Raw genomic sequence first — 19,798 nt, forward strand, 5'->3', positions numbered from 1 at the left:
CCCGGCGCGGGCGACGATGCCTGCGGCTGCAGCGGCGCGCTGAGCGTTGGAGTGGTGGACGAGGGCGGCGCTCATGCGGCGGCGTCCTGGAGCGCTGCGCGCAGCTGCTTGGCTGCAGCCTGCAGCTGGTGTGCGTGCTGCTCGGCCTCGTCGGCGGTGAGGTGCAGGCGGGCAGCGCCCATGTCTGCGATGACGCGTTCGCTGACGTGGTCAGCGGTGACTTTCATCTCTGCCGATCGGCAGCCCAAGGAAAGGGTGGCCATGCTGGAATCTCCTGCCGCCGGCCCCGGGGTGGGGCTTCATGGGCGGCTCGGAGGTTACGTTAGCGGTAGGCTAATCGTTAGTCAACAGCTATCAGCTAACAATTTTATGAATACGGGATAGAGCGAGGATCGGCGTGCTACGGTTCCGCATCTAATTGGAGAGGACATACCGCTATGGATTGGGCTTTTACCGGAGTCACGCTCTTCGTCTGGGTGCTTGGCGTAGTTTTGGCTGTGCTCTGGCTCTTCGTTCCATTCGCAATCTTTGGGATCAAGCCTCTGCTGCAGGGAATTCTCACTGAGCTTCGGAGGGCAAATTCGATTGCGGAGGCGCGCGCTCCTGCGGCCGCTGCGGCGCCGCCCGTGGCACCGGCGGAGGAAATCCCGGAGCCAAGGGGCACGTTAGCGACGATCCGCGCAGCAGTTCGACAAGCTGATCAGACTTGATTTCGGATCAAAAAAGGCCCCGGTAGTACGGGGCCATTGCTGTCGACTCAAGCCGAGTTCTTCCTAGAACTTCCGCAGGCCTGCGTGTATCAGCGCCTTGCCCAGGATGATCACATCCCCCACATCCGGACGGTAGGCCGGGAAGTCAGTATTGACGCTCACGACGTAGAGACCGTCGCCGCGCTTCTGCAGCATCTTGATCTGCGTCTCGCCACCGATGTTGATCAGGTAGTAGTCGTCACCATCGAAGTAGTCGCAGCTGGTGTCGATCCATACGATGTCGCCATCTTCGAGCTTGGGCCGCATCGACGGCCCACGGCCGGTGATGATCTGGATGCGGCCAGGCTTGGGCAGGTAGCCGAGCTTCCTGCGGACTTCCCATTCTGCGACCTCGATGGTCTTCACCACCTCTGGGTAGTCCTGGTTGACCATCCCTGCGCCCATTCCCGCACCCCCTTCGAACAAGTCGAAGCGAACATAGCCGGGTGGCGTCTCATTCTCCGGGATCGGCGAGACGGAAACGTCGCCGTCTTCGCTCCATTGGGGGCGATCCATCCAGCCGTGGTCTTTCCCAAGGGCGGCGCTGATCTTCTTCGCCACATCGTCGCCGATGTACTTTCCGCCGAGTAGTTGGGACACGTAGGAAGCAGATAGGAACCCGCCTAGCTGTGCACCTTGATCCCTGCGTCCCTTGATCCCCCTCATTTCCAGGGCGTCAATCAGGTGGCGAAAATTTCGGCTGCGGATCTCTCGAATGTCCATCGCGGAAGGTTAGCTAGTAACTAATCAAATTCGTGCAGCTGACGGCTTGCAATAAGCTGTTAGCTGTGGGCTAATAGGCGGCATGGACATGTCAGCCCTCGATAGAGCAGTGCAATCAGCAGGTAGCCAACTGGCTCTCGCTCAGCTTCTCGGCATCAAGCCGCCGTCGGTATCCGGCTGGTATGACCGCAAGAGGGTTCCGGCCGAGCGGTGCATTGCCATCGAGAAGGCTACAGGCGTCTCCCGGCACGAGCTCCGTCCCGACGTGTTCGGCCCTGGCGCAGTCGTTGAGGCGCCCGCCCAGCTGCAGCCGACGGTGGCCGAGCAGATCCGCGCCGAGGTGGACATCCGGATGAGCAAGCGCGCGCTGCGGAAGAAGCTTGGTGTACCGAACGACAAGCTGCTGGCGAAGGTGCTGAAGCTGCCGACCGGGCAGGTTGAGGGCTGGGCGGAAGAGGGCGCCTTGCCGGCGCTGCCGGAGATCCAGCGCCTGCTGGGTGTCCAGGAACAACCGCAGGCGCAGCCCGCGCCGCACGACCCCGACGAGAACCGTTACGCCCCCTTGGAGGTGGCCTGAGATGCGCGCGCTGTCCGACAAGTGGAATCCGCGGCTTTGGCTGCGTGATTGGCTGGCAAAGCCTTCGAGGAACGAGCTGCTGCAGGAGAAGCGGATCAAGGCTGGGATGCGCGAAGCAACCCGGCTCTGGCACGAAAGACGCAATCGAGCGGACGCCCAAGCGAAAGCAATGATCGAGTCCAACCTCGACGCCTTTCTTACTCCGTCGGCAGCTCTTGTCGAGCGTAATCCAGCCACCCCTGAACCTTCTGATCGAGCTTGGAGTGAGCCAAGCGACCAAGTAAATCCGTCGCACGCGCGCTGCTCAGCGAGCGAAGAACTTCGAGCTGCTGTTCCAGCTGCTCGAGAAGTTCCGACGGCTGCGGGTGAGCTTTGACCATTGCCATGACGACCATCTCGAGCACCTGCACCTGTGCAAACAAGCTCGTGAATGTCGGGTCTTCCCTGATTTCCATGTCGCCCTCCTTGTGGGCTTGGTTGTTGGCACATCCAGCGTAGCGCAAGGAGGGCGGCGCCAGTCGTCCCTGATTTGTTGTCCATGGCGCACATGATGCGCCGCCGCAATGCCCCGAAAAACCTTGAAACACCTGTCTCCCCAAGGTGACCCATGACTTGCCGAACCTCCTCTTTGAACTGGCTGGACGTGCTCTACAACTCCGTGCGCAAGACGCCCGGCGGCGTGGCCGACGCAGCTGCCTACCTGGCCGACCGCCGCGGCAAGTCGATGCACCCGGAGACGCTGCGCGCGAAGCTGCGCGGCCTGGAGGGCGAGTCGCTGACGATCGAACACGCCGAACTGCTGACCGAGTGGATGCAGGAGAAGGCGGGCGGTTGCGAGTACGCCCTGGAATGGATGCAGGCGCTCGCCGGCCAGTTCGGCATGGCCGTGGACGCGGTTCCGCCGCCGCCGGAGGGTGGCTGGTCGGATGAGATTGGCGCCATCCAGACGAAGCTGCTGGAGATCACTTCTCGCGTTGGCCGGCTGTCGGGAACTGCTGTGGAGGCGATGTCCGACCGGCGTATCGACAGTGACGAGGCCGAGCTGATGGTGAGCGAGGTCCGTGCGCTGCGCACGATGGCGCACCGCCTGGAGCGCAACGTGGCACGTGCGGCGGCAAAGGGGAGGGCACGCAAGTGACCAATCATCCCGCTCGCTCCAACGACCTGAGCACCAGCCACGACGCGGCGCACTACGTGGTCGCCAGCGGCCTGCAGGCGCACCAGCACGACCAGAGCGCAAAGGCGGTGACGGACAACCCGGGCATGACCAGCAAGGAGCTGGCGCAGGCCACGGGGCTGGACCGCTACATGCTGGCCCGCCGTCTGCCTGAACTGATCAAGGCCGGGCGCGTGTGGCGCGGCCCAAACAAGCCGTGCGCGGTCAGCGGCCGCACCGCGTGCACCTGGTGGCCGGTGGCGCCGGGCGAAAACATGACGCTGGGGCTCTGACATGTCGACGATCATCATGTCGCAGTGCTGGCCGCTGCAGGGCCTGAGCGTCACGCAGAAGGCTGTGCTGATCTCGCTGGCTGACCAAGCGAACGACGACGGCGTGTGCTGGCCAGCGGTCGGCACCATCGCCGCGCGCTGCTGCATGTCGGCGCGCGCTGTGCGTAGCGCCATGGATCACCTGGAGGCCGTTGGCCTGCTGGCGCGCGATCGCCGATTCAACAGCAGCACCGTCTACTCGGTTACGCCGGCCAAGTTCAACGCTGCCGCTGCGCCGTCCAAGGGCACCCGCAAGACCGGAAAGAACGGTACTGCACCGGGCGCAGGTGCTGCGCCCCATGCAGGGGGTGCGCCCGGTGCAGGTGGGGATGCGCCCGCTGCAGGAGGGGATGCACCGGGCGCAGGTCTGGAGGTGCGCCCCGTGCCGCCTAACCGTCATATAACCCCCATTGAACCGTCAGATGAACCGCCAATTGCGCCGCCGGTGGCGACGCCGCCGACGAGGGCGGAGCTGGAGGAGCAGATGCAGGCTGCCTGCCGGGCAACGTGGGCGGCCTACTCGCTGGCCTACCGGAATCGCTACCGCGTCGCCCCGGTCCGCAACGCGAAGGTCAACGGCCAGGTGCGAGAGCTGGTGAAGCGGATTGGTCAGGGCGAGGCACCGCAGGTAGCCGCATGGTTCGTGGAGAACGTCAGCGAACACGGTGTGGTGAAGGCCTGCCACGACGTTGGCTCGCTGCTGTTCCGGGCTGAGGCCTATCGCACCCAGTGGCTGACCAACCGGCAGGTGACGGATACCAGCGCCAGGCAGCAGGACCAGACCCAGGCGAACGCCTCCGCCGCCGACGACGCCAAGGCGCTGCTGCGCCGCTTGAAGGGGAACGCAAATGCTCAGTGATGCTGATCAGGACAGGCTGGTCGAAATGCTGGTGGCCACGGCCGAGGTGATGGGCGAGCAGATCCGCCCGGCCGCTGCCGCTTACATGGTCACCGATCTGGCGACCTATCCGCTGCAGGTGCTGGCCAACGCGCTGACTGCCTGCCGCCGAGAGGTGAAAGGCAAGCTCAGCCTCGCCGCGATCATGGAGCGCATCGACGACGGACACCCGGCACCCAACGAAGCTTGGGCCGTGGCCATCCGCGCCGCTGACGAGGCGGTGACGCTGGTGTGGACCGTGCATACCCGGGACGCATGGACCGCGGCGCTGCCGCTGGTGGAGGCCGGCGACAAGATCGCAGGCCGGGCTGCATTCCTGGAGGTCTATACCCGGTTGGTGAAGGAGGCGCGCGCTGTAGGCGGCTGTGCCGTCTACCAGCCGTCGCTGGGCCATGACTCCGGCGCACGGGACGCAGCGCTGCAGCAAGCGGTGGCAGCCGGCCGCCTGGCGCACGAGCAGGTCGCTGATTACCTGTCGCTGCCACCGGCCACGCCCGCGTTCAATCCGATTGCGCTACTGGCTGGCCGAGTGGAGACGAGTCCGCAAGCGAACGAGCGCGCCCGGAAGCGGCTGGCCGAGATCGCAGAGCTGCTCGGTTCCGCTCAGGACGCCGCGGCATGAGGGAGGACCACGTTGAACTGGAGGTGCGCCCGGTGTCCGAGCCGGTGGCGGTGGCCGGCTGGTATCTGGCCTATGGGTACGGGATCAAGCCGTTGGTGCTGTACGCCACCCGTGGCACCCGGGTGTGGCGCGATGGGATGCGCCAGATCCCGATCACCCGCTATGCCGGCCCCATTCCGGAGCTGCGCTGATGTGGTCGAAGGCACCGCCGCCAACGAAGGAAGAAGCGGCCCGGATCGAGCTGGCCAAGACGGGCCCGTGCATGGCCTGCCTGGCGCTGCAGATGCAGGGCCTGCTGGAGCCGGAGCTGGTGGTCTATGGCTGCGACTACAACCACGCCAAGAGCGGGAACGTGCGGCGGGGCCACGCGGAGGGCTATGGCCTCTGCAAGTGGCATCACATGCGGTATCCGCTGGAGGGGAACACCTTCGCGACGATGCGCCAGATCTACGGCCCGAGCCTGCTGGATGGCTCGCGGACCTTCCACGAGACGTACGGCTCCGACGACGAGCTGATTGCAAACCAGACCTGCATCAACGAACTGAGGGCGGCAGCATGAAGAAGACGAAGGCCATGGCGCCGAGGATCAACCCCCAGCGTGTCCCACGTGAGCGGCGGATGGACCACAACACCGTTTCCCGACCCAAGCGGCTGAAACCGGCGAAGAACGCGACCGGCCCGGCCGAGACGGTGGAGCAGTTCAAGGCGCGTGGCGGGCGGGTGCAGCGCCTGACGGCCAGTTGGGAGCGGGCAGCATGACCGGGATTGGACTCAAGCAGTTTATTGCTGCGATGGAAAGAACTGTGGCCTGGAAACCGATTGCGGAGGCGCCGCAGGACGGCCGGCGGCTGATGCTGTGGGACTCGGTGAGCAAGCGGCCGGTGTTCGGGAACTGGCGCGGGGACAACCCGGCGATCACGCACTATGCGGCCGAGCCGGCCGGCCCGGAGGTCCCATGAGCCAGCAACCCGCCGATCATCACCACAACCGCGAGCCGGGCTGGCCTGCGTGGGGCCGGCAGAACCTGACGCTCACTGCTGCCCTGCGGATGGTCCGCATGTACGGGGACCGCATCCCGTCGGTTGCACAGCTGCGCGCGGATTTCGGCGTCAGCCGTGCGACGGCATTCCGTTGGCGCGCGGCCTTCCGCGATGCGATCGAGCAGAACGAGGCCGTCCATGCAGGCTGAGCGCGCGCTGGAGCTGGTGCTGCCGTGGCCTAGTAAGGATCTATCGCCAAACGCAAGAGTGCACTGGCGAAGGAAGGCTGAGGCCACGGCGTTGGGGCGTCAGCTTGCCGCTGTTCGTGCGTACGAGGCGGGATGGAAGGGTACGAAGCTGCCGCTGGGCCGTCTGCATCTATGGCTCGACTTTTACCAGGCGCCGGGGAAGGCGCTTCCAGACGACGACAACATGATTCGCAGGTTCAAGCCGTATCGCGACGGTATCGCCCAGGTTCTGGGCATCGACGACAGGCGATTCGTCATCCATCCATATGTGCACGACGAGCGCCGTAAGGGCGGCCAGGTGGTGGTGCGGATTACGGGCGGGCCGGCGGCAGCCGGCCACTCAACGACAGGGGAACGGGCATGAATCCACGAGAGGCGATGGCGCGGCTGGGGCCGAGCACAGTGAAGTTCGATATCGGCCGCGGAGGCGGGAAGCCCGACCTGACGAATCAGGACATTGCCGCAGCGCTGGGCATGGTGCCGGCCGGGCTTGGTCGGGAACTGCTGGAGGCGTGCTGGTGGCCGGACGGCGCCGCGCTAAGGCAAGGCGCCCTGAGGGACGCCATCCTGTCGCTCGTCATGCCTGAGCTCGCGAGACAGGCCAGGAAGCTGACGGAGGTGCACTTGGATCTGCAGCTGGCCGAGGCAGCCGTATCATTCGCAGGCAGGTCGCCGACCACCAATCAGCGAAACGAAGTGGCCAGGTGTCGTTCGGAGTTGGCCATGGCACGGGCGACCACCTGGCCGAAGAACACTGCTGATCATCTGCCGGCTATCGCTCGGGCAGCCATCGTTGAGCTGTCGGGCGGCAACAAGTGCATGGCCTGTGGCGGCCGACAGTACAGCATGGAGGAGGCAAAGGTTACGATGTGCAAGGAGTGCCGTGGCACCGGGCTGGAACCGAACCCTGATCGTCGCCGCGCCTTGGCCATCGGCTGCGACCCATCGGACTATCCGCGTAGGTGGCGCGTGGTGTATGAATGGATTCTGGTGAAGATGAGCGATGCGATGGCGGGTGCTGAGCGGCAGTTCGTGGTGACTCTTTCAAGGGATGCGGCGTGATAAACCCGCTGCACGTGAATTTCTCGTTGCAACCGAAGCCGTGCTGGCGGCAGAAGCCTGAAGCTACGTGCGACGTGTACATCGTGATGGCCCGTGATGGCTCGGGGCCGATGTACGTGAAGGTTGGGATGAGCAGCCATCCTGAGTCGCGGCTGGTGTCCATCCAGACGGCCTGTCCACTTCCGCTTCTGAGAGCGATGGCTTTCACCTGCCGGTCTACTGCCCTGGCCCGGGCGGCTGAGGGAGCGATGCATCTTCACCTGAGCCAGTACTCCACAGTCGGCGAGTGGTTTAGATTCGAATGGGGTGAGGAAAGCAAGAGCTTGCTTGAGACGGCTATGAACGACTTGATTGAGCAGGTGGACGGCAGAAACCTGCGCCAGATCGACCTGTCCACCGTATCCCGTTCGGTCCTTGAAAGGCGGAAGGAGGCGGAGCATGCGCGCTCGAAGCAGGTCGCCGCGGCGATGGAGAAGCATCGAGTAGCTGTGGAGTTGCGCGCTCCATATAAACGGCCGTAATTTTCTACCATCGCGCACGACCCGACCCCGGCCACCCCGCCGGGGTTTTTCATTTCCGGACCCGCTATGATCCTGACCGCCTCTACAATCCAGCAGGCGGTTGGCTGCAGTGCCGCCGTCGCCGCCCAGTGGGCTCAGCCCCTGTCCGAAGCCTGCACGGCGTTCGGCATCAGCACTCCGAAGCGTGCGGCCGCCTTCCTGGCGCAGGTGGGGCATGAGTCCGGCAGCCTGACCAGGATCGTCGAGAACCTGAACTACGGCGCACAGGGCATGGCCGATACCTGGCCCGGCCGCTACGCCGTCGATCCCAAGGCCAAGCAGAAGAAGCCGAACGACCTGGCTCGCGGGCTGGAACGGAAGCCGGTGGCGATCGGCAACAACGCCTACGCCAACCGCCTGGGCAACGGCTCCGAGGCGAGTGGCGACGGCTACCAATTCCGTGGCCGTGGCCCGATCCAGAACACTGGCCGCGCCAACTATGCCGCGATCCGGGACGCGCTGCGTGCCAAGGGCATCAAGGGTGTGCCCGACTTCGAGGCCCAGCCCGAGGCGCTGGAGCAGCCCAAGTGGGGCGCGCTGGCGGCCGGTGCCTTCTGGGATGCCCGATCCCTGAACAAGCTGGCTGACGCCAGCCGATTCGACGAGATCACCGAACGAGTGAACGGTGGCCAGACCGGTGCCGCTGATCGCAGGGCGCGCTATGCGCGCGCGCTGAAGGTGTTGGCCGCGTGACTGAGCCCGTGAGCACCCTCAAGACCATCGTCGGCACGTTCACCGCGGCAGTCGTTGCCCCGGCTACCGCCGACGCGTTGCGCGCAGCAGAGCGAATCATCCTGGGCGTCCCCCAGTCTGTGCTTCTGGTAGCCATGGCCGGCGCGCTGATTGGCGTCCTGCTGCTGCCGGAAAAGGATGCGGAACGGGTGGCGGCGGATGCCAGCCGCCGTCGCGGGCATCGCCTTCTGCAGACAGCTGCCCGCTGGGCGGCCTTGGCCGTGGCGGTCTTGGCATACGCCATCGTCGCTGCGTGGGTTATTGCTGTGGCCGCGTCGATCTGGCCGACCCTCGCTGGCGCGCCGCAGCTGCCGCTGGCTGGCCTGTCCGGTGTCCTGATCCGCCGGCTGCTGCCCGGCTATGTGCGTCTGGTCGAGAAGGCCACTGGCGCAATCGGAGGCGATAAGCCATGAGCGTTCTGCTGAGGTTTCTCCGTTCAGCATGGGAACTGGTCATCGGCGCTGCAGCTGATGCTTTTCAGTGGCTGCGAAAGCCGGGCAGCAAGATCAAGCTCGTGTGTGCGGTGCTGGCCTTCGGATGCCTCGTCTCTGGCCTCTCTGCCTATGAGAAGGAACAGCGTATCCGCGACCTGAGCGCGCAGGTGGTCAAGGTCAAGGCTGACTGGAAGGCAGACGCCGAGCGGCTGCAGGCCGATGTGGACACCCGCGATCAGCGACTGGCCGAGGTCGCTGCTTCTCTTCGCGCCGAGGCCGTGAAGCTGGAGGCCTTGAAGGCTGAAAGCGCGGCAGCTCTGCAGGCGCTGGCTGGCCGCATCGAATCATCCGAGAAGGATGCAGCTACCTGGCGCGGTCGCTACGAGCAGCGGCCTGACACATGCAAGGCCGCCCTGGAGCTGCTCGATTCTGCCTGCCCAGCCTTGAATGGGTACTGACGTGCGACTGATCGTCCTGGCTGCGGCCTTCTGTCTTGCGTCCTGCCAGCCGTCGGCGACGAAACCCAACCCGCTGGCACCGGCTGTCATCCGTGTCCCCGTTGCCACGTTCGTTCCTATCGATGCGGCGCTGACGAAGCGCTGCACCTGGGCGCGTGCCGGCAAGCCGTCGGCTGTGTTCGAAGTGAGCAACGGCCGCAAGCGGTGCCTCGATCTGTACGAGGCGCAGTTCGATGCCATCGAGCAGGTGCAGGGGAATCCCGTTCCTTCGGACGGTAGCTGATGCCGCGCCGGGCACCGAAGCACAACGCCATGCCGAGGCAGGCGGTCGTGCACGTGCCTGCTGCAGCCGTGAGGCAGACCACAGCCGAACGCGGCTACGGCAGCCGATGGCAGCGAGCACGCGCGACCTACCTGCTGAGGCACCCGCTGTGCGCTGAGTGCCAGCGGTCGGGGCACGTCACCGTCGCGGCGGTGGTCGACCACATCACCCCGCACAAGGGCAGCCAGGCGCTGTTCTGGGACACCGACAACTGGCAGCCCCTCTGCAAGCCCTGCCACGACCGCAAGACCGCGACCGAGGACGGCGGGTTCGGCAACTGGCACCGAGGTGCCAAGGCGCCCGCGAAATGCGCGCGTGGACGCGAATGAATCGCAACAACCGCAGATAGGGTGGGGGGAGGGGCAAAAGTTGGGGCGGTTCGCCTCCCTGACCGTGCGCCCAGACGTTTTTTTGCACCGTCAGTTGAGAAAAACCATTTTTTCGCGGCCAAGTTGCCGCCCCTGGAACACCCATGGCGAATCCCCGCAAACCGACATCGCTGAAGGTGGTGGCCGGCACGGATCGCCCGGACCGTGCGCCCACCGCGCCGGCCGCTGAACTGCCGCTAGTGTCGGATGTGCCGCCGGCTCCGGACTGGCTTCCGAACGCCCATGCCATCAAGGAGTGGGACCGGCTGGCGCCGATCCTCCACGCGAACAAGCTGCTCACCGAGGCCGGGCTTTCGGCGTTCGGACAGCTCTGCGCTTTGCACGGCAACACCGTGCAGCTGTATGCCGCCGGGCTCGCGCCGGTAGCCTCGATGGTCTCCCAGCTGCGCGGGCTGATGAACGACTTTGGCCTGACGCCGGTTGCCCAGGGCAAGGTGAAGCCGTCGGGTGAGGTCGAGAAGTCGGGGAACGCGTTCGCCAGCAATGGGGCGAAGCGGAAGCCCCGTGCGTGATTACGTCAGCATCGCCACGGCCTATGCAGAAGAGGCCGTAGCAGACAAGAAGGGCCGGAAGTTCGGGAAGTGGGTGCGCCTGGCCGCGAAACGGTTCCTTGCGGACCTGAAGCGCGCAAAGCGGAAGCGGCCACCGTTCCTGTTCGACGAGTGGCATGCCTGCGACCCGTGCGACTTCATCGAGAAGCTTCCGCACGTCGAAGGTAAGTGGGCACGACCGGAGATTGAGCTGCACCGGTCCCACGTGTTCTTCGTCGTGCAGCTGTTCGGGTTCCGCAACCTGGACGGCAGCAGGCGTTTCACCTCGGCTCTGTTCGCGGTAGCGCGCAAGAACGCGAAGTCGACCCTGGCGGCTGCGATCCTGCTGTACTGCCAGTGCTGCGAAGAGGAAGAGGGCGCCCAGATCATCTCGGCGGCCACCACCGGCAGCCAGGCACGCATCATCTTCAACGTCGCCAAGCGGATGACGGAGAAGACGCCGGACCTGCAGGAGGCTTTCGGCTTGGCATGTTGGGCCAACTCGATCAGCCGTATGGAAACCGGGGCGAGCTTCAAGCCCATCAACGCCAAGGCCAGCACTCAGGACGGCCTGAACCCATCCCATGTGGGCTTGGACGAGATCCATGCTCACAAGTCGGCGGACCTGCTGAACGTGCTGACCTCAGCGGCCGGTGCGCGCAGCAATCCTCTGTGGCTTTACACCACGACCGAGGGGTACACCAACCCGGGTCCATGGGGAGAAATTCGGCAATTCGCCAAGCAGGTGCTGCAGGGCATCCTCGGCGATTCGGCGGACCACTTCTTGGTGGTGTTCTACGCGGTCGACGAGGACGACGACGAATTCGACGAGTCGGCGTGGCCCAAGGCCAATCCGCTGATGGACGCCAACCCGCACTTGCTGAAGGCCATCCGCAAGGAAGCTGTCGAAGCGCGGCAGATGCCATCGAAGCTGGCCGAATTCAAGATCAAGCGGCTCAACCGCCCGGCGTCCTCTGCAACGGGCTGGGTCGACCTTACGAAGTGGCAGAAGGGTGGTGGCGCGGTCGATCTGGACTGGCTGGCCGGCCATCCCTGCTGGGCGGGCTTGGACCTCGCCAGCAACCTGGACCTTACCTCTTGGCGGCTGGTGTGGAAGGTCGATGAGATCTACTACACCTGGGGCCGCCGGTTCGTTCCAGAGGATGCAGTTCGCGCTCGAACAGAGCGCGGGGTTGTTCCCTACGCGGGCTGGGTTGCGGCCGGACTGATCGAGGTGACTGAGGGCGAAGTCACCGACTACCAGGTGGTAGAGGCGCGCATGAGGGAGGACATCGCCAGGTTCAATCCCCTAGTGATCGGCTTCGACAAGTGGAACGCTCAGGAGATCACCCAGCGGCTGCTGGCGGAGGGTCATCCGCTGATCGAGTTCGGCCAGACCACGAAGAACTATCACCCGGCGATGCAAGAGCTTGAGCGCGCCTACGTCAGCAAGAAGATCGTGCACGGAAACGACCCAGTCCTGAACTGGTGCGCTTCCAATCTCATTGCTGTGAAGGACGGGAATCTAAACCAGAAGCCCGACAAGAAGCGCTCGCCCGACAAGATCGACGACATGGTTTCGCTGCTCATGGCGATTGGCCTTTCCATTACTCCTGAAGAATCCCAGGGCGACCTGGACGGCTTCTTCTCAAATCCAATCGTGGTGTGAAGATGACGAAGGACGCAAAGCAGAAGGGTCCGGGCAGGATCAAGTCATCGGTCCTTCGCTGGCTGGGCGTGCCGATCGGACTCACCGATGAGGCATTCTGGTCGGCCTGGTCCGGCGGCGGTTCCAGCGCTGGAAAGACCGTAAACCAGCGTACTGTTCTGCAGCTGTCTGCGGCCATGGCATGCGTGCGGCTCCTTGCCCAGGTCATTGCAACACTTCCGGTCGGGTTTTTCGAAAGGAAGCCCGATGGAACCAGGGTGGCTGCCAATGGCCATCCCCTCTACGAGATCCTGCACAACCAGCCAAACGCTGACATGACCGCCGTGCAGTTCTGGGAGGTCGTCATGGTGAGCCTGCTGCTTTGGGGCAATGCGTACGCCGAGAAAACCGTCAGCTCCGGACGCTTGGTCAACCTGGAGTTCCTGCAGCCACAGCGGATGGCTGTGAGGAGACTTCCAACCGGGGAGCTGGAGTATCGCTGCTCGGGCACCGACGGTCGTCAGCGCGTGATCTCCGAAGAGCGGATGTGGCACATCCGTGGGTTCAGTACGGACGGATCGATGGGGATCTCTTCCATCCAGGCCGGCGCCCACGTGTTCGGGGCGGCCATGGCCGCAGACGAGGCATCTTCTAAGGTTTTCGCCAACGGGATGAGCGTGGGCGGCGTGCTGACCACCGACCAAATCCTGAGCGACAAGAACAGGGCCACATTCCGCGAGAACATGCAGGCCGAGTTTGCGGGAGCGATGAATGCCGGCAAGACCATGCTGCTTGAGGCAGGCATGAAGTACCAGCAGGTTCCTATGAACCCGGAGGATGCTCAGCTGCTGGCAACCAGGGCATTCAACGTTGAAGAAATCTGCAGGTGGTTCGGCGTTCCCCCGTTCATGGTGGGACACGCGGAGAAGTCCACAAGCTGGGGCACGGGCATCGAGCAGCAGATGATCGGGTTCCTGACATTCTCGCTGGCGCCGTGGTTGAGGCGGATCGAGCAGTCGATCCGGAAGGATCTTATGGCGCCGGCTGAGCGCGTCAAGTATTTCGCCGAGTTCGCCGTGGAAGGCCTTTTGCGCGCCGACAGTGCAGCCCGGGCTTCCTTCTACAGCACGATGGTCCAGAACGGGATCTATTCCCGGGATGACTGCCGCGAGCGGGAGAACTTGCCGCGCAAGGGCGGAAAAGCTGCTGAGCTGACCGTTCAGTCCAATCTTCTGCCAATCGACATGCTGGGCTCCAACACCGGCGATCAGCAGGCCAGATCGGCCCTGATGGCCTGGCTGCAATCCGACGATGGGAAGGCGACATGAATCGAAAAAATGCGACCCTGAAGATCAGGGACTTTGATCTCTCAGTGAAGGCCGTCAGTGATGACGGCCTTTTCTCTGGCTACGGCTCGGTGTTCGGCACGGTTGATTCCTACCGCGAGGTGGTTGCGCCTGGAGCCTTCAGCGAGAGCCTGGCAGAGATCAAATCCAAGGGCCGGCCCGTGCCGGTGCTCTGGCAGCACCGCAGCGGTGAGCCCATCGGCGTTTACACCAGCCTTGTGGAGGATGCGCACGGCCTCAAGGTCGAGGGCCAGCTCATCATCGACGGGGTGGCCCGCGCCAAGGAGGCGCACGCGCTCATGAAGGCTGGCGCGGTGTCGGGTCTGTCCATCGGCTACTACGTCCGCGAGGACAGCTGGGATGAAAAGGAGCGTGTGCGCACGCTCAAGAAGGTTGAGCTGGTGGAAATCAGCCTGGTCACCTTCCCGGCAAACGACGACGCCCGCATCGATGCCATCAAGTCAAAGCTGGCACATGGATCGCTGCCGACCATGCCTGAATTTGAGCAGATCCTGCGTGAGGCAGGGTTCTCGAAAAGCCAGTCTGCGGTGATCGCCAACCGCGGGTTGAAGCATCTGCTGGACCGGAGCGAGTCCGGGAGCAAGGCGATTGAAGAAAACACGGCTGTCCCGGTTCTGGGGCGGCTCACCCTCCCGACTTTCTGAGGATTATCTATGTCCCGCTACACCGCTCTGGCCAACTCGATTGGCCGCGAAATGAAGAACGCCCAGCACCTGGACGACACGCTGGAACTGAAGGGCCTCATCAGCCAGCTGAACGAGCGTGACAACGAGATCAAGCTGTTCGCCGAGAAGGCCAGCAACGAGATCAAGGAGCACGGCAAGGTTCTGGATGACACCAAGGGTGCGCTGGAGCTGCTCTCCAAGGGGGGCATCGAGATCAATGCCCGCCTGCTGGAAGTGGAACAGAAGCTGGCGCGCCGCTTCTCGGCCAACGATCCCGTTGACCTCAAGAGCATCGGCGAGCAGTTCACCGAGCACGAAGGCTTCAACGACCTGGTTGCCAAGGGGCGTGGCATCGCCCGCATGAACCTGAAGGCGGTGACCTCGATCACCAGCGCAACCACCGGCACCGGTGGCGTGGGCGCGGCCATTCAGCCGACGCGGGTTCCCGGCATCGTCGCCGGCCCTGATCGTCCCTTCACGATCCGCGACCTCATCATGCCGGGCCGCACAGGCTCCAACGCAATCGAGTTCGTGCAGGAATCGGGCTTCCAGAACATGGCGGCACCGGTGGCGGAAACCGCGCTGAAGCCGCAGTCCGACCTGTCGTTCGAGCTGAAGACCACCACGGTCAAGACCCTGGCCCACTGGTTCCTGGCTTCTAAGCAGGTTCTGGCCGATGTTCCGCTGCTGCAGAGCTACATCAACGGCCGCGCCATCTACGGCCTGAAGTACGTGGAAGAAGCCCAGCTGCTGGCGGGCGACGGCACCGGCCAGAACCTGCTCGGCTTGATCCCCCAGGCAACGGCGTTCAACGAAGCTCTGCGCAAGGCTGGCGACACCAAGATCGACACCTTGCGTCGCGCGATCCTGCAGGTGCGCGTGGCGGAGTACCGCGCCAGCGGTATCGCCCTGAATCCGGTGGACTGGGCGGATATCGAGCTGCAGAAGGACGAGCAGGGACGCTACATCTGGGTGAACGTGGTGGAGGGTGGTCAGCCGCGCATGTGGAAGCTGCCGGTAGTGGACTCCACCGCAGTGCCGGAGGGCGAATTCCTTGTTGGTGCGTTCGATATCGCTGCCCAGGTGTTCGACCGTGAGGATGCTGCCGTCGAAGTCTCCACCGAGGACGGCGACAACTTCCGCAAGAACATGGTGACCATCCGCGCTGAGGAGCGCTTGGCCTTGGCGGTCTACCGGCCGGAATCCTTCGTGCACGGCACCTTCGAAGATCCGACCCCGTAACCATCGCCCCTGCTGGCGCAAGTAAGTGGCGGGTCTTCGGGCCCGCCACAGGAGAAGGCCATGAAGTACATCGCCATGAAGGGGTTCAATGACCCCAGCGCCGAGGGCGGATACCAGAAGCGCGGTCAGCCCTGGACGGGGCCGGATACGCGTGCAAAGGAGCTGCAGCTGCTAGGTTTGATCGGTCCTGCGGAAGCCGAAGGGAAGGCCGCTCCGCCGCCGTCGAACAAGATGGCGCCAGCGGCGGCTAACAAAGGGGCACCAGCTGCACCGGAACCTGGTGCAGCCCTGGTGCGTCAGAAAGCTGCCGACGCGATCACTGCGATTGCGGCGGTAACCGACCTCGCACTGCTGGACGCAGCGTTGAAGGCGGAGACTGCCAAGGGCGATAAAGCCCGCGCCACGGTGATCGAAGCCATCGAAACGGCTATCAAGGCGGCGACGCCGGCCCAGGCCTGAGCCATGCAGCTGATCACCATCGAGCAGGCCCGGCAGCACTGCCGGGCCGATAGCGCCGACGACACCATGCTGGAGCTCTACGGTGGCGCCGCCGAGGAGGCGGCGCAGGAGTTCATGAACCGGAAGGTGTTTCCTGACGCCACCAGCATGGCGGCCGCTGTACTGGCCGGCACCGCAGGGAGCGACCCGATGGTGGTGACCGATGCCATACGAGCGGCGGTTCTGCTGATGCTGGGACACCTCTACATGACCCGCGAGGACGTGCAGTCCAGCGCAGGAGCCACGGTGAAGATCCCGATGGGTGCGCACAGCCTTCTGTGGCCGCACCGGGTCGGGCTCGGCGTCTGACGTGGCCTGCTCAGGCTGCGCGCGCCGGCGCGCCTGGCTCATGAAATGGATGCGAGAAGCGAATGAACGAGCAAAGCGAATTGCTGGCCTCCCTGCGAGCCCAGACCGAGGCGACGCACCAGCTGGTGGCGGCGCTGCAGGAAAAGACCAAGGCCGACGAGGAGAACGCCAAGGCGATTAACCGGCTGGTGGACTACCTCTGCGACAGCGAAGGCGGCGAGGCGGAGCCGGCTGGATCCGGTAACTACCTGAGCGGGAAGCCGCGATGATCGCGGCCGGCCGGCTGCGGCACCGGGTGCAGCTGCAGCGTCAGGTCTACGGGCAGTCGCCTGCGACCGGCGCGCAGACCGTCAGCTGGGAGCCGCTGGCCGATGTGTGGGCCGAAGTGGCGCCGCTGTCGGCCCGCGAGTTCGTGGCAGCCAAGGCGGTGGACAGCGAGGTCACTGTGCGGGTGACCATCCGCCAGCGCGATGACGTGACCGACAAGTGCCGGGTGATCCACCGCGGCAAGATCCTGAACATCCATGGCGTGCTACCGGACCCGGTCAGCGGCTTGGAATACCTCACGCTCCCCTGCAGCGAGGGTGTCAACGATGGCTGACGGCATCCGATTCGACGTGAGTGGCCTGGACGGCATTCGCAACAAGATGGCGCAGGTGAAGCGCGAGGTGAACTACAAGGGCGGTAGGGCGGCCTTGCGGCGGGCGGCCAATGTTCTGCGCGACCAGGCGCAGAGCAACGCCCGCCGGGTGGATGACCACGAAACCGAGACCGCCATCTGGAAGAACGTCGCGGTGCGCTGGGATGGCGGCGCCTTCAAGCAGGACGGCGTGCTGGCCTTCCGCGTCGGTGTGCTGGGCGGTGCCCAGGCCGGCCGCGCAGCGCAACTCGGGACGAGCAACCCCGGCGGCATCACCTGGTACTGGCGCCTGCTGGAGTTCGGCACGTCGAAGATGGCCGCCCAACCGATCTTCCGGCCTGTTCCTGACCAAGCCGGCCAGAAGGCCGTCGATGTGTTCGCGCGCAACTTCAACCAGGCGCTGGACCGCGTGCTGGCGAAGCAGGGGGTGGCATGATCCCGCCCATCTTCCCGCTGTGCACCGCGTCACCGGCGGTGCTGTTGGCCTTCGGCGACGCACCGACCCGTGTCTACCCGTTCGGACTGATCGAGAAGCCACCAGCGCTGCCGTATGCCGTCTGGCAGACGGTCGGTGGTAGCCCCGAGAACTACTTGGCCCAGCGCCCTGACGTGGACGCGCTGACCACGCAGGTCGACGTGTATGCGAACAACGAAGCATCACTGATCCAGGGCGCTGCCGCCCTGCGCGATGCCTTCGAGCCCCGTGGGTACATCACCCGCTGGGGCGGTCAGATGCTTGACCCCGAAACGAAGCTGCTGCGCCTGTCATTCGATGTGGACTGGCTGCTCCCCCGGTAACGCCCGCTACATCCCCACCCACGCCCCGCACTGCGGGGCTTTTTATTGCCCGCAGGAGAAACGATGAGCATCCTGACCCAAGGAACCCAGCTGTACGGCCTGATCGACGGACAAGTCCGCGAGATCGAGTGCATCACGGCCTTCAACCCCGGCACTGCACCGGCGGACCAGATCGACGACACCTGCCTGTCGGAGACGAACACGCGCACCTACAAGAAGGGCCTGCGCACCCCCGGCCAGGCGTCGGTCACCGTCAACGCCGACCCGAAGAACGAGAGCCACTACCTGTTCTGGCAGCTGGCCGAGCAGGTGGACGGTGGCGATCCGATCCAGTGGGCCATTGGCTGGTCCGACGGCGTGGACATCGAACCCACCGTGCAGCAGGTTGGCAGCATCTCGAGCATCGAAGTGACCAACGGCGGCACCGGCTACACCAGCGCGCCGACCGTGGCCATCACCGGTGGTGGTGGCAGTGGAGCCACGGCTACTGCGATCGTCGATTCCGGCTCGGTGATCGGCGTCAACATCACCAATCCAGGCACCGGCTACACCAGCGCGCCGACTGTAGCTTTCACCGGCGGCGCTGGCACCGGCGCCGCTGCGACTGCCGCGCGCTCGACAGTCGCCGAGCTGGTGCTGCCGAACACCCGCACCTGGTACACCTTCCAGGCCTACGTGAGCGACTTCCCGTTCGACTTCCAAGGCAATGCCGTGGTCACCACCGCGGCGACCATGCAGCGCAGCGGCTCGGGCGTCTGGCTGCGTAAGGCGCAGACCCCGTGAGCCGCGCCGCCAAGAAGACAGCCACTGCGCGTGCAGTGAGCCTGAGCGTGGCCGGCCTGCAGAAGGCCGGCGCTTTCACGGGCCGGCCAGTCGAGAAGGAGATCCGCTGGAATCAGGGCGGCGAAGAGCTGACCGCCACCGTGTATGTGCGGCCGCTGGGCTTCCAGGCGGCGGTGTCCGACGTGCTGTCGGCCACGAACAAGCACGACGGCGTGGCCGGCCGCATTGCGGCCAGCATCTGTGACCAGGACGGCAAGGCGGTGTTCACCGTCGCTGATATCACCGGCGAGGCCGATCCGGAGCGCGGCGCCCTGGACGGCAACCTGTCGGTGGCGCTGCTGATGGCCATCGGCGAGGTGAACAACCTGGGAAAAGCTACGAGCTGACCCCGGAGGATGAGCTGTGGTGCGAGCTGGTCCTGAACGGGATCGGTGGCCGCAGCATCGCTGAGGCAATGGAATGCCTCAGCATCCGGGAGTTCCAGCTCTGGAGCGTATACCGCGCCAAGCGCGGCAGCCTGAACCTGGCCGGTCGAATGGATGCAGCGACGGGGATGCTGGCAGCACTGTTCGTCAACTCGAACCGCAAGGCAGGAACCGCCCCGTTCAAGTCGACTGATTTCATGCCCCACGTGGATGCCGAGCCCATCAGCCTCGAGGAGGCGATGAAGCAGTGGTAGTCGGCGCGCAGGGCGCGCATCAATCTGGCCGGCCATCGGCCGGCCCCTGCAGCAGAGAGAGCTATGTCCCGGTCCCTTGGTACGCTTACGATCGACGTGATCGCCGAGGTCGGCGGCTTCGCGTCCGGCCTGGACAAGTCCGAGCGTCGGGCGGAGAAGTGGCGCAAGAAGGTCGAGGCCGAGGCGAGAATGGCGGGCGCGGCGCTTGCCGCTGGTGTTGCAGTCGGTGTCGCCGCACTGTCCGCAGTTGCGGTGAAGTTCGGGCGCAATAGCATTGCGGCCGAGAAGGAGGTGGCTCAGCTCGACGCCATTATCCGTTCTACCGGCGGCGCGGCCGGGTACACCCGCCAGCAGCTGCTGGACATGGCCGATACGCTCGCCGACAAATCCACCTTCA

Annotated in this window: 36 protein-coding genes; 33 read left to right on the plus strand and 3 right to left on the minus strand. The window is 64.8% G+C overall.

The window, feature by feature from the left end:
• Window positions 1-71: 71 nt before the first annotated feature.
• A complete protein-coding gene (locus V3B48_RS20610; protein ID WP_099553137.1) occupies window positions 72-263 on the minus strand; it encodes a hypothetical protein in 192 nt (63 codons plus the stop codon).
• A gap of 510 nt (window positions 264-773) precedes the next feature.
• A complete protein-coding gene (locus V3B48_RS20615; protein WP_329894354.1) occupies window positions 774-1,472 on the minus strand; it encodes a S24 family peptidase in 699 nt (232 codons plus the stop codon).
• A gap of 88 nt (window positions 1,473-1,560) precedes the next feature.
• On the opposite strand from V3B48_RS20615, the gene V3B48_RS20620 reads away from it, so the two are divergent.
• Window positions 1,561-2,049: a helix-turn-helix domain-containing protein gene (locus V3B48_RS20620; protein WP_329894355.1), complete on the plus strand. Its 489-nt coding sequence runs from the start codon at window positions 1,561-1,563 to the stop codon at window positions 2,047-2,049.
• Between the two features lie 197 nt (window positions 2,050-2,246).
• On the opposite strand, the gene V3B48_RS20625 is transcribed toward V3B48_RS20620, so the two are convergent.
• Window positions 2,247-2,504, minus strand: a complete 258-nt coding sequence (locus tag V3B48_RS20625; RefSeq protein ID WP_329894356.1) for a hypothetical protein — start codon at window positions 2,502-2,504, stop codon at window positions 2,247-2,249.
• Between the two features lie 152 nt (window positions 2,505-2,656).
• Here V3B48_RS20625 and V3B48_RS20630 point away from each other — a divergent pair, with 152 nt between their 5' ends.
• The 32 genes from V3B48_RS20630 to V3B48_RS20785 form a co-directional block, all read left to right on the plus strand.
• Window positions 2,657-3,187, plus strand: a complete 531-nt coding sequence (locus V3B48_RS20630) for a phage regulatory CII family protein (RefSeq protein WP_180836746.1) — start codon at window positions 2,657-2,659, stop codon at window positions 3,185-3,187.
• Window positions 3,184-3,498, plus strand: coding sequence for a winged helix-turn-helix domain-containing protein (locus V3B48_RS20635; protein WP_329894357.1), 315 nt, complete (start codon window positions 3,184-3,186; stop codon window positions 3,496-3,498). The genes V3B48_RS20630 and V3B48_RS20635 overlap by 4 nt, the downstream gene beginning before the upstream one ends.
• A gap of 1 nt (window position 3,499) precedes the next feature.
• On the plus strand, window positions 3,500-4,396 hold the full coding sequence (locus tag V3B48_RS20640; RefSeq protein WP_329894358.1) for a helix-turn-helix domain-containing protein: 897 nt from the start codon (window positions 3,500-3,502) through the stop codon (window positions 4,394-4,396).
• Window positions 4,386-5,057 carry a hypothetical protein gene (locus tag V3B48_RS20645; protein ID WP_329894359.1) on the plus strand — a complete coding sequence of 224 codons (672 nt, stop codon included), beginning with the start codon at window positions 4,386-4,388 and terminating at the stop codon, window positions 5,055-5,057. Before V3B48_RS20640 ends, V3B48_RS20645 begins: the two co-directional genes overlap by 11 nt.
• On the plus strand, window positions 5,054-5,248 hold the full coding sequence (locus tag V3B48_RS20650) for a hypothetical protein (RefSeq protein WP_032129812.1): 195 nt from the start codon (window positions 5,054-5,056) through the stop codon (window positions 5,246-5,248). The genes V3B48_RS20645 and V3B48_RS20650 overlap by 4 nt, the downstream gene beginning before the upstream one ends.
• Window positions 5,248-5,616 carry a Ref family recombination enhancement nuclease gene (locus tag V3B48_RS20655; RefSeq protein ID WP_329894360.1) on the plus strand — a complete coding sequence of 123 codons (369 nt, stop codon included), beginning with the start codon at window positions 5,248-5,250 and terminating at the stop codon, window positions 5,614-5,616. Before V3B48_RS20650 ends, V3B48_RS20655 begins: the two co-directional genes overlap by 1 nt.
• Window positions 5,613-5,816: a hypothetical protein gene (locus V3B48_RS20660; RefSeq protein ID WP_107432094.1), complete on the plus strand. Its 204-nt coding sequence runs from the start codon at window positions 5,613-5,615 to the stop codon at window positions 5,814-5,816. Before V3B48_RS20655 ends, V3B48_RS20660 begins: the two co-directional genes overlap by 4 nt.
• Entirely contained in the window at window positions 5,813-6,016 is a 204-nt protein-coding gene (locus V3B48_RS20665) for a hypothetical protein (RefSeq protein ID WP_329894361.1), read from the plus strand. Before V3B48_RS20660 ends, V3B48_RS20665 begins: the two co-directional genes overlap by 4 nt.
• Window positions 6,013-6,246 (plus strand): hypothetical protein, encoded by a 234-nt coding sequence (locus V3B48_RS20670; RefSeq protein WP_329894362.1) that lies wholly within the window; start codon window positions 6,013-6,015, stop codon window positions 6,244-6,246. The genes V3B48_RS20665 and V3B48_RS20670 overlap by 4 nt, the downstream gene beginning before the upstream one ends.
• Window positions 6,236-6,649 carry a hypothetical protein gene (locus V3B48_RS20675; RefSeq protein WP_329894363.1) on the plus strand — a complete coding sequence of 138 codons (414 nt, stop codon included), beginning with the start codon at window positions 6,236-6,238 and terminating at the stop codon, window positions 6,647-6,649. The genes V3B48_RS20670 and V3B48_RS20675 overlap by 11 nt, the downstream gene beginning before the upstream one ends.
• Window positions 6,646-7,347, plus strand: coding sequence for a hypothetical protein (locus tag V3B48_RS20680; protein WP_329894364.1), 702 nt, complete (start codon window positions 6,646-6,648; stop codon window positions 7,345-7,347). The genes V3B48_RS20675 and V3B48_RS20680 overlap by 4 nt, the downstream gene beginning before the upstream one ends.
• A complete protein-coding gene (locus tag V3B48_RS20685; protein ID WP_329894365.1) occupies window positions 7,344-7,868 on the plus strand; it encodes a GIY-YIG nuclease family protein in 525 nt (174 codons plus the stop codon). Before V3B48_RS20680 ends, V3B48_RS20685 begins: the two co-directional genes overlap by 4 nt.
• A gap of 66 nt (window positions 7,869-7,934) precedes the next feature.
• Window positions 7,935-8,600, plus strand: a complete 666-nt coding sequence (locus tag V3B48_RS20690; protein WP_329894366.1) for a glycoside hydrolase family 19 protein — start codon at window positions 7,935-7,937, stop codon at window positions 8,598-8,600.
• Window positions 8,601-8,608: 8 nt separating this feature from the next.
• Window positions 8,609-9,052 (plus strand): hypothetical protein, encoded by a 444-nt coding sequence (locus tag V3B48_RS20695; protein WP_329894367.1) that lies wholly within the window; start codon window positions 8,609-8,611, stop codon window positions 9,050-9,052.
• A complete protein-coding gene (locus V3B48_RS20700; protein WP_329894368.1) occupies window positions 9,049-9,531 on the plus strand; it encodes a hypothetical protein in 483 nt (160 codons plus the stop codon). The genes V3B48_RS20695 and V3B48_RS20700 overlap by 4 nt, the downstream gene beginning before the upstream one ends.
• A gap of 1 nt (window position 9,532) precedes the next feature.
• Entirely contained in the window at window positions 9,533-9,814 is a 282-nt protein-coding gene (locus V3B48_RS20705; RefSeq protein WP_329894369.1) for a hypothetical protein, read from the plus strand.
• Window positions 9,814-10,182, plus strand: a complete 369-nt coding sequence (locus V3B48_RS20710; RefSeq protein ID WP_329894370.1) for an HNH endonuclease signature motif containing protein — start codon at window positions 9,814-9,816, stop codon at window positions 10,180-10,182. The genes V3B48_RS20705 and V3B48_RS20710 overlap by 1 nt, the downstream gene beginning before the upstream one ends.
• Window positions 10,183-10,325: 143 nt before the next feature.
• A complete protein-coding gene (locus V3B48_RS20715) occupies window positions 10,326-10,754 on the plus strand; it encodes a hypothetical protein (protein ID WP_329894371.1) in 429 nt (142 codons plus the stop codon).
• A complete protein-coding gene (locus V3B48_RS20720; protein WP_329894372.1) occupies window positions 10,747-12,441 on the plus strand; it encodes a terminase TerL endonuclease subunit in 1,695 nt (564 codons plus the stop codon). The genes V3B48_RS20715 and V3B48_RS20720 overlap by 8 nt, the downstream gene beginning before the upstream one ends.
• A gap of 2 nt (window positions 12,442-12,443) precedes the next feature.
• Entirely contained in the window at window positions 12,444-13,748 is a 1,305-nt protein-coding gene (locus V3B48_RS20725) for a phage portal protein (protein ID WP_329894373.1), read from the plus strand.
• On the plus strand, window positions 13,745-14,431 hold the full coding sequence (locus V3B48_RS20730; protein ID WP_329894374.1) for an HK97 family phage prohead protease: 687 nt from the start codon (window positions 13,745-13,747) through the stop codon (window positions 14,429-14,431). The genes V3B48_RS20725 and V3B48_RS20730 overlap by 4 nt, the downstream gene beginning before the upstream one ends.
• Before the next feature lie 9 nt (window positions 14,432-14,440).
• The gene (locus tag V3B48_RS20735) at window positions 14,441-15,694 is read left to right on the plus strand and encodes a phage major capsid protein (RefSeq protein ID WP_329894375.1); all 1,254 of its coding nucleotides are present in this window, start codon (window positions 14,441-14,443) and stop codon (window positions 15,692-15,694) included.
• 60 nt (window positions 15,695-15,754) lie between these two features.
• Complete coding sequence (locus V3B48_RS20740) at window positions 15,755-16,153, plus strand: hypothetical protein (protein WP_329894376.1); 399 nt, start codon at window positions 15,755-15,757, stop codon at window positions 16,151-16,153.
• Window positions 16,154-16,156: 3 nt separating this feature from the next.
• Window positions 16,157-16,501, plus strand: a complete 345-nt coding sequence (locus tag V3B48_RS20745) for a head-tail connector protein (RefSeq protein ID WP_329894377.1) — start codon at window positions 16,157-16,159, stop codon at window positions 16,499-16,501.
• A gap of 62 nt (window positions 16,502-16,563) precedes the next feature.
• Complete coding sequence (locus tag V3B48_RS20750; protein WP_329894378.1) at window positions 16,564-16,770, plus strand: hypothetical protein; 207 nt, start codon at window positions 16,564-16,566, stop codon at window positions 16,768-16,770.
• The gene (locus V3B48_RS20755) at window positions 16,767-17,102 is read left to right on the plus strand and encodes a phage head closure protein (RefSeq protein WP_329894379.1); all 336 of its coding nucleotides are present in this window, start codon (window positions 16,767-16,769) and stop codon (window positions 17,100-17,102) included. The genes V3B48_RS20750 and V3B48_RS20755 overlap by 4 nt, the downstream gene beginning before the upstream one ends.
• Window positions 17,095-17,577 (plus strand): HK97-gp10 family putative phage morphogenesis protein, encoded by a 483-nt coding sequence (locus tag V3B48_RS20760; protein ID WP_329894380.1) that lies wholly within the window; start codon window positions 17,095-17,097, stop codon window positions 17,575-17,577. Before V3B48_RS20755 ends, V3B48_RS20760 begins: the two co-directional genes overlap by 8 nt.
• Window positions 17,574-17,939 carry a DUF3168 domain-containing protein gene (locus tag V3B48_RS20765; RefSeq protein ID WP_329894381.1) on the plus strand — a complete coding sequence of 122 codons (366 nt, stop codon included), beginning with the start codon at window positions 17,574-17,576 and terminating at the stop codon, window positions 17,937-17,939. Before V3B48_RS20760 ends, V3B48_RS20765 begins: the two co-directional genes overlap by 4 nt.
• Window positions 17,940-18,002: 63 nt before the next feature.
• Window positions 18,003-18,722, plus strand: a complete 720-nt coding sequence (locus V3B48_RS20770; RefSeq protein ID WP_329894382.1) for a phage tail tube protein — start codon at window positions 18,003-18,005, stop codon at window positions 18,720-18,722.
• Window positions 18,719-19,108 (plus strand): phage tail assembly chaperone family protein, TAC, encoded by a 390-nt coding sequence (locus tag V3B48_RS20775; protein WP_329894383.1) that lies wholly within the window; start codon window positions 18,719-18,721, stop codon window positions 19,106-19,108. The genes V3B48_RS20770 and V3B48_RS20775 overlap by 4 nt, the downstream gene beginning before the upstream one ends.
• A 68-nt stretch (window positions 19,109-19,176) precedes the next feature.
• A complete protein-coding gene (locus V3B48_RS20780) occupies window positions 19,177-19,401 on the plus strand; it encodes a hypothetical protein (RefSeq protein WP_197598302.1) in 225 nt (74 codons plus the stop codon).
• A 63-nt stretch (window positions 19,402-19,464) separates the two neighbouring features.
• On the plus strand, window positions 19,465-19,798 hold a 334-nt coding region (locus tag V3B48_RS20785; RefSeq protein WP_329894353.1), incomplete at its 3' end, for a hypothetical protein.

The sequence above is a fragment of the Stenotrophomonas sp. SMYL20 genome (genome assembly GCF_036320045.1).
Lineage (GTDB): Bacteria > Pseudomonadota > Gammaproteobacteria > Xanthomonadales > Xanthomonadaceae > Stenotrophomonas > Stenotrophomonas maltophilia_A.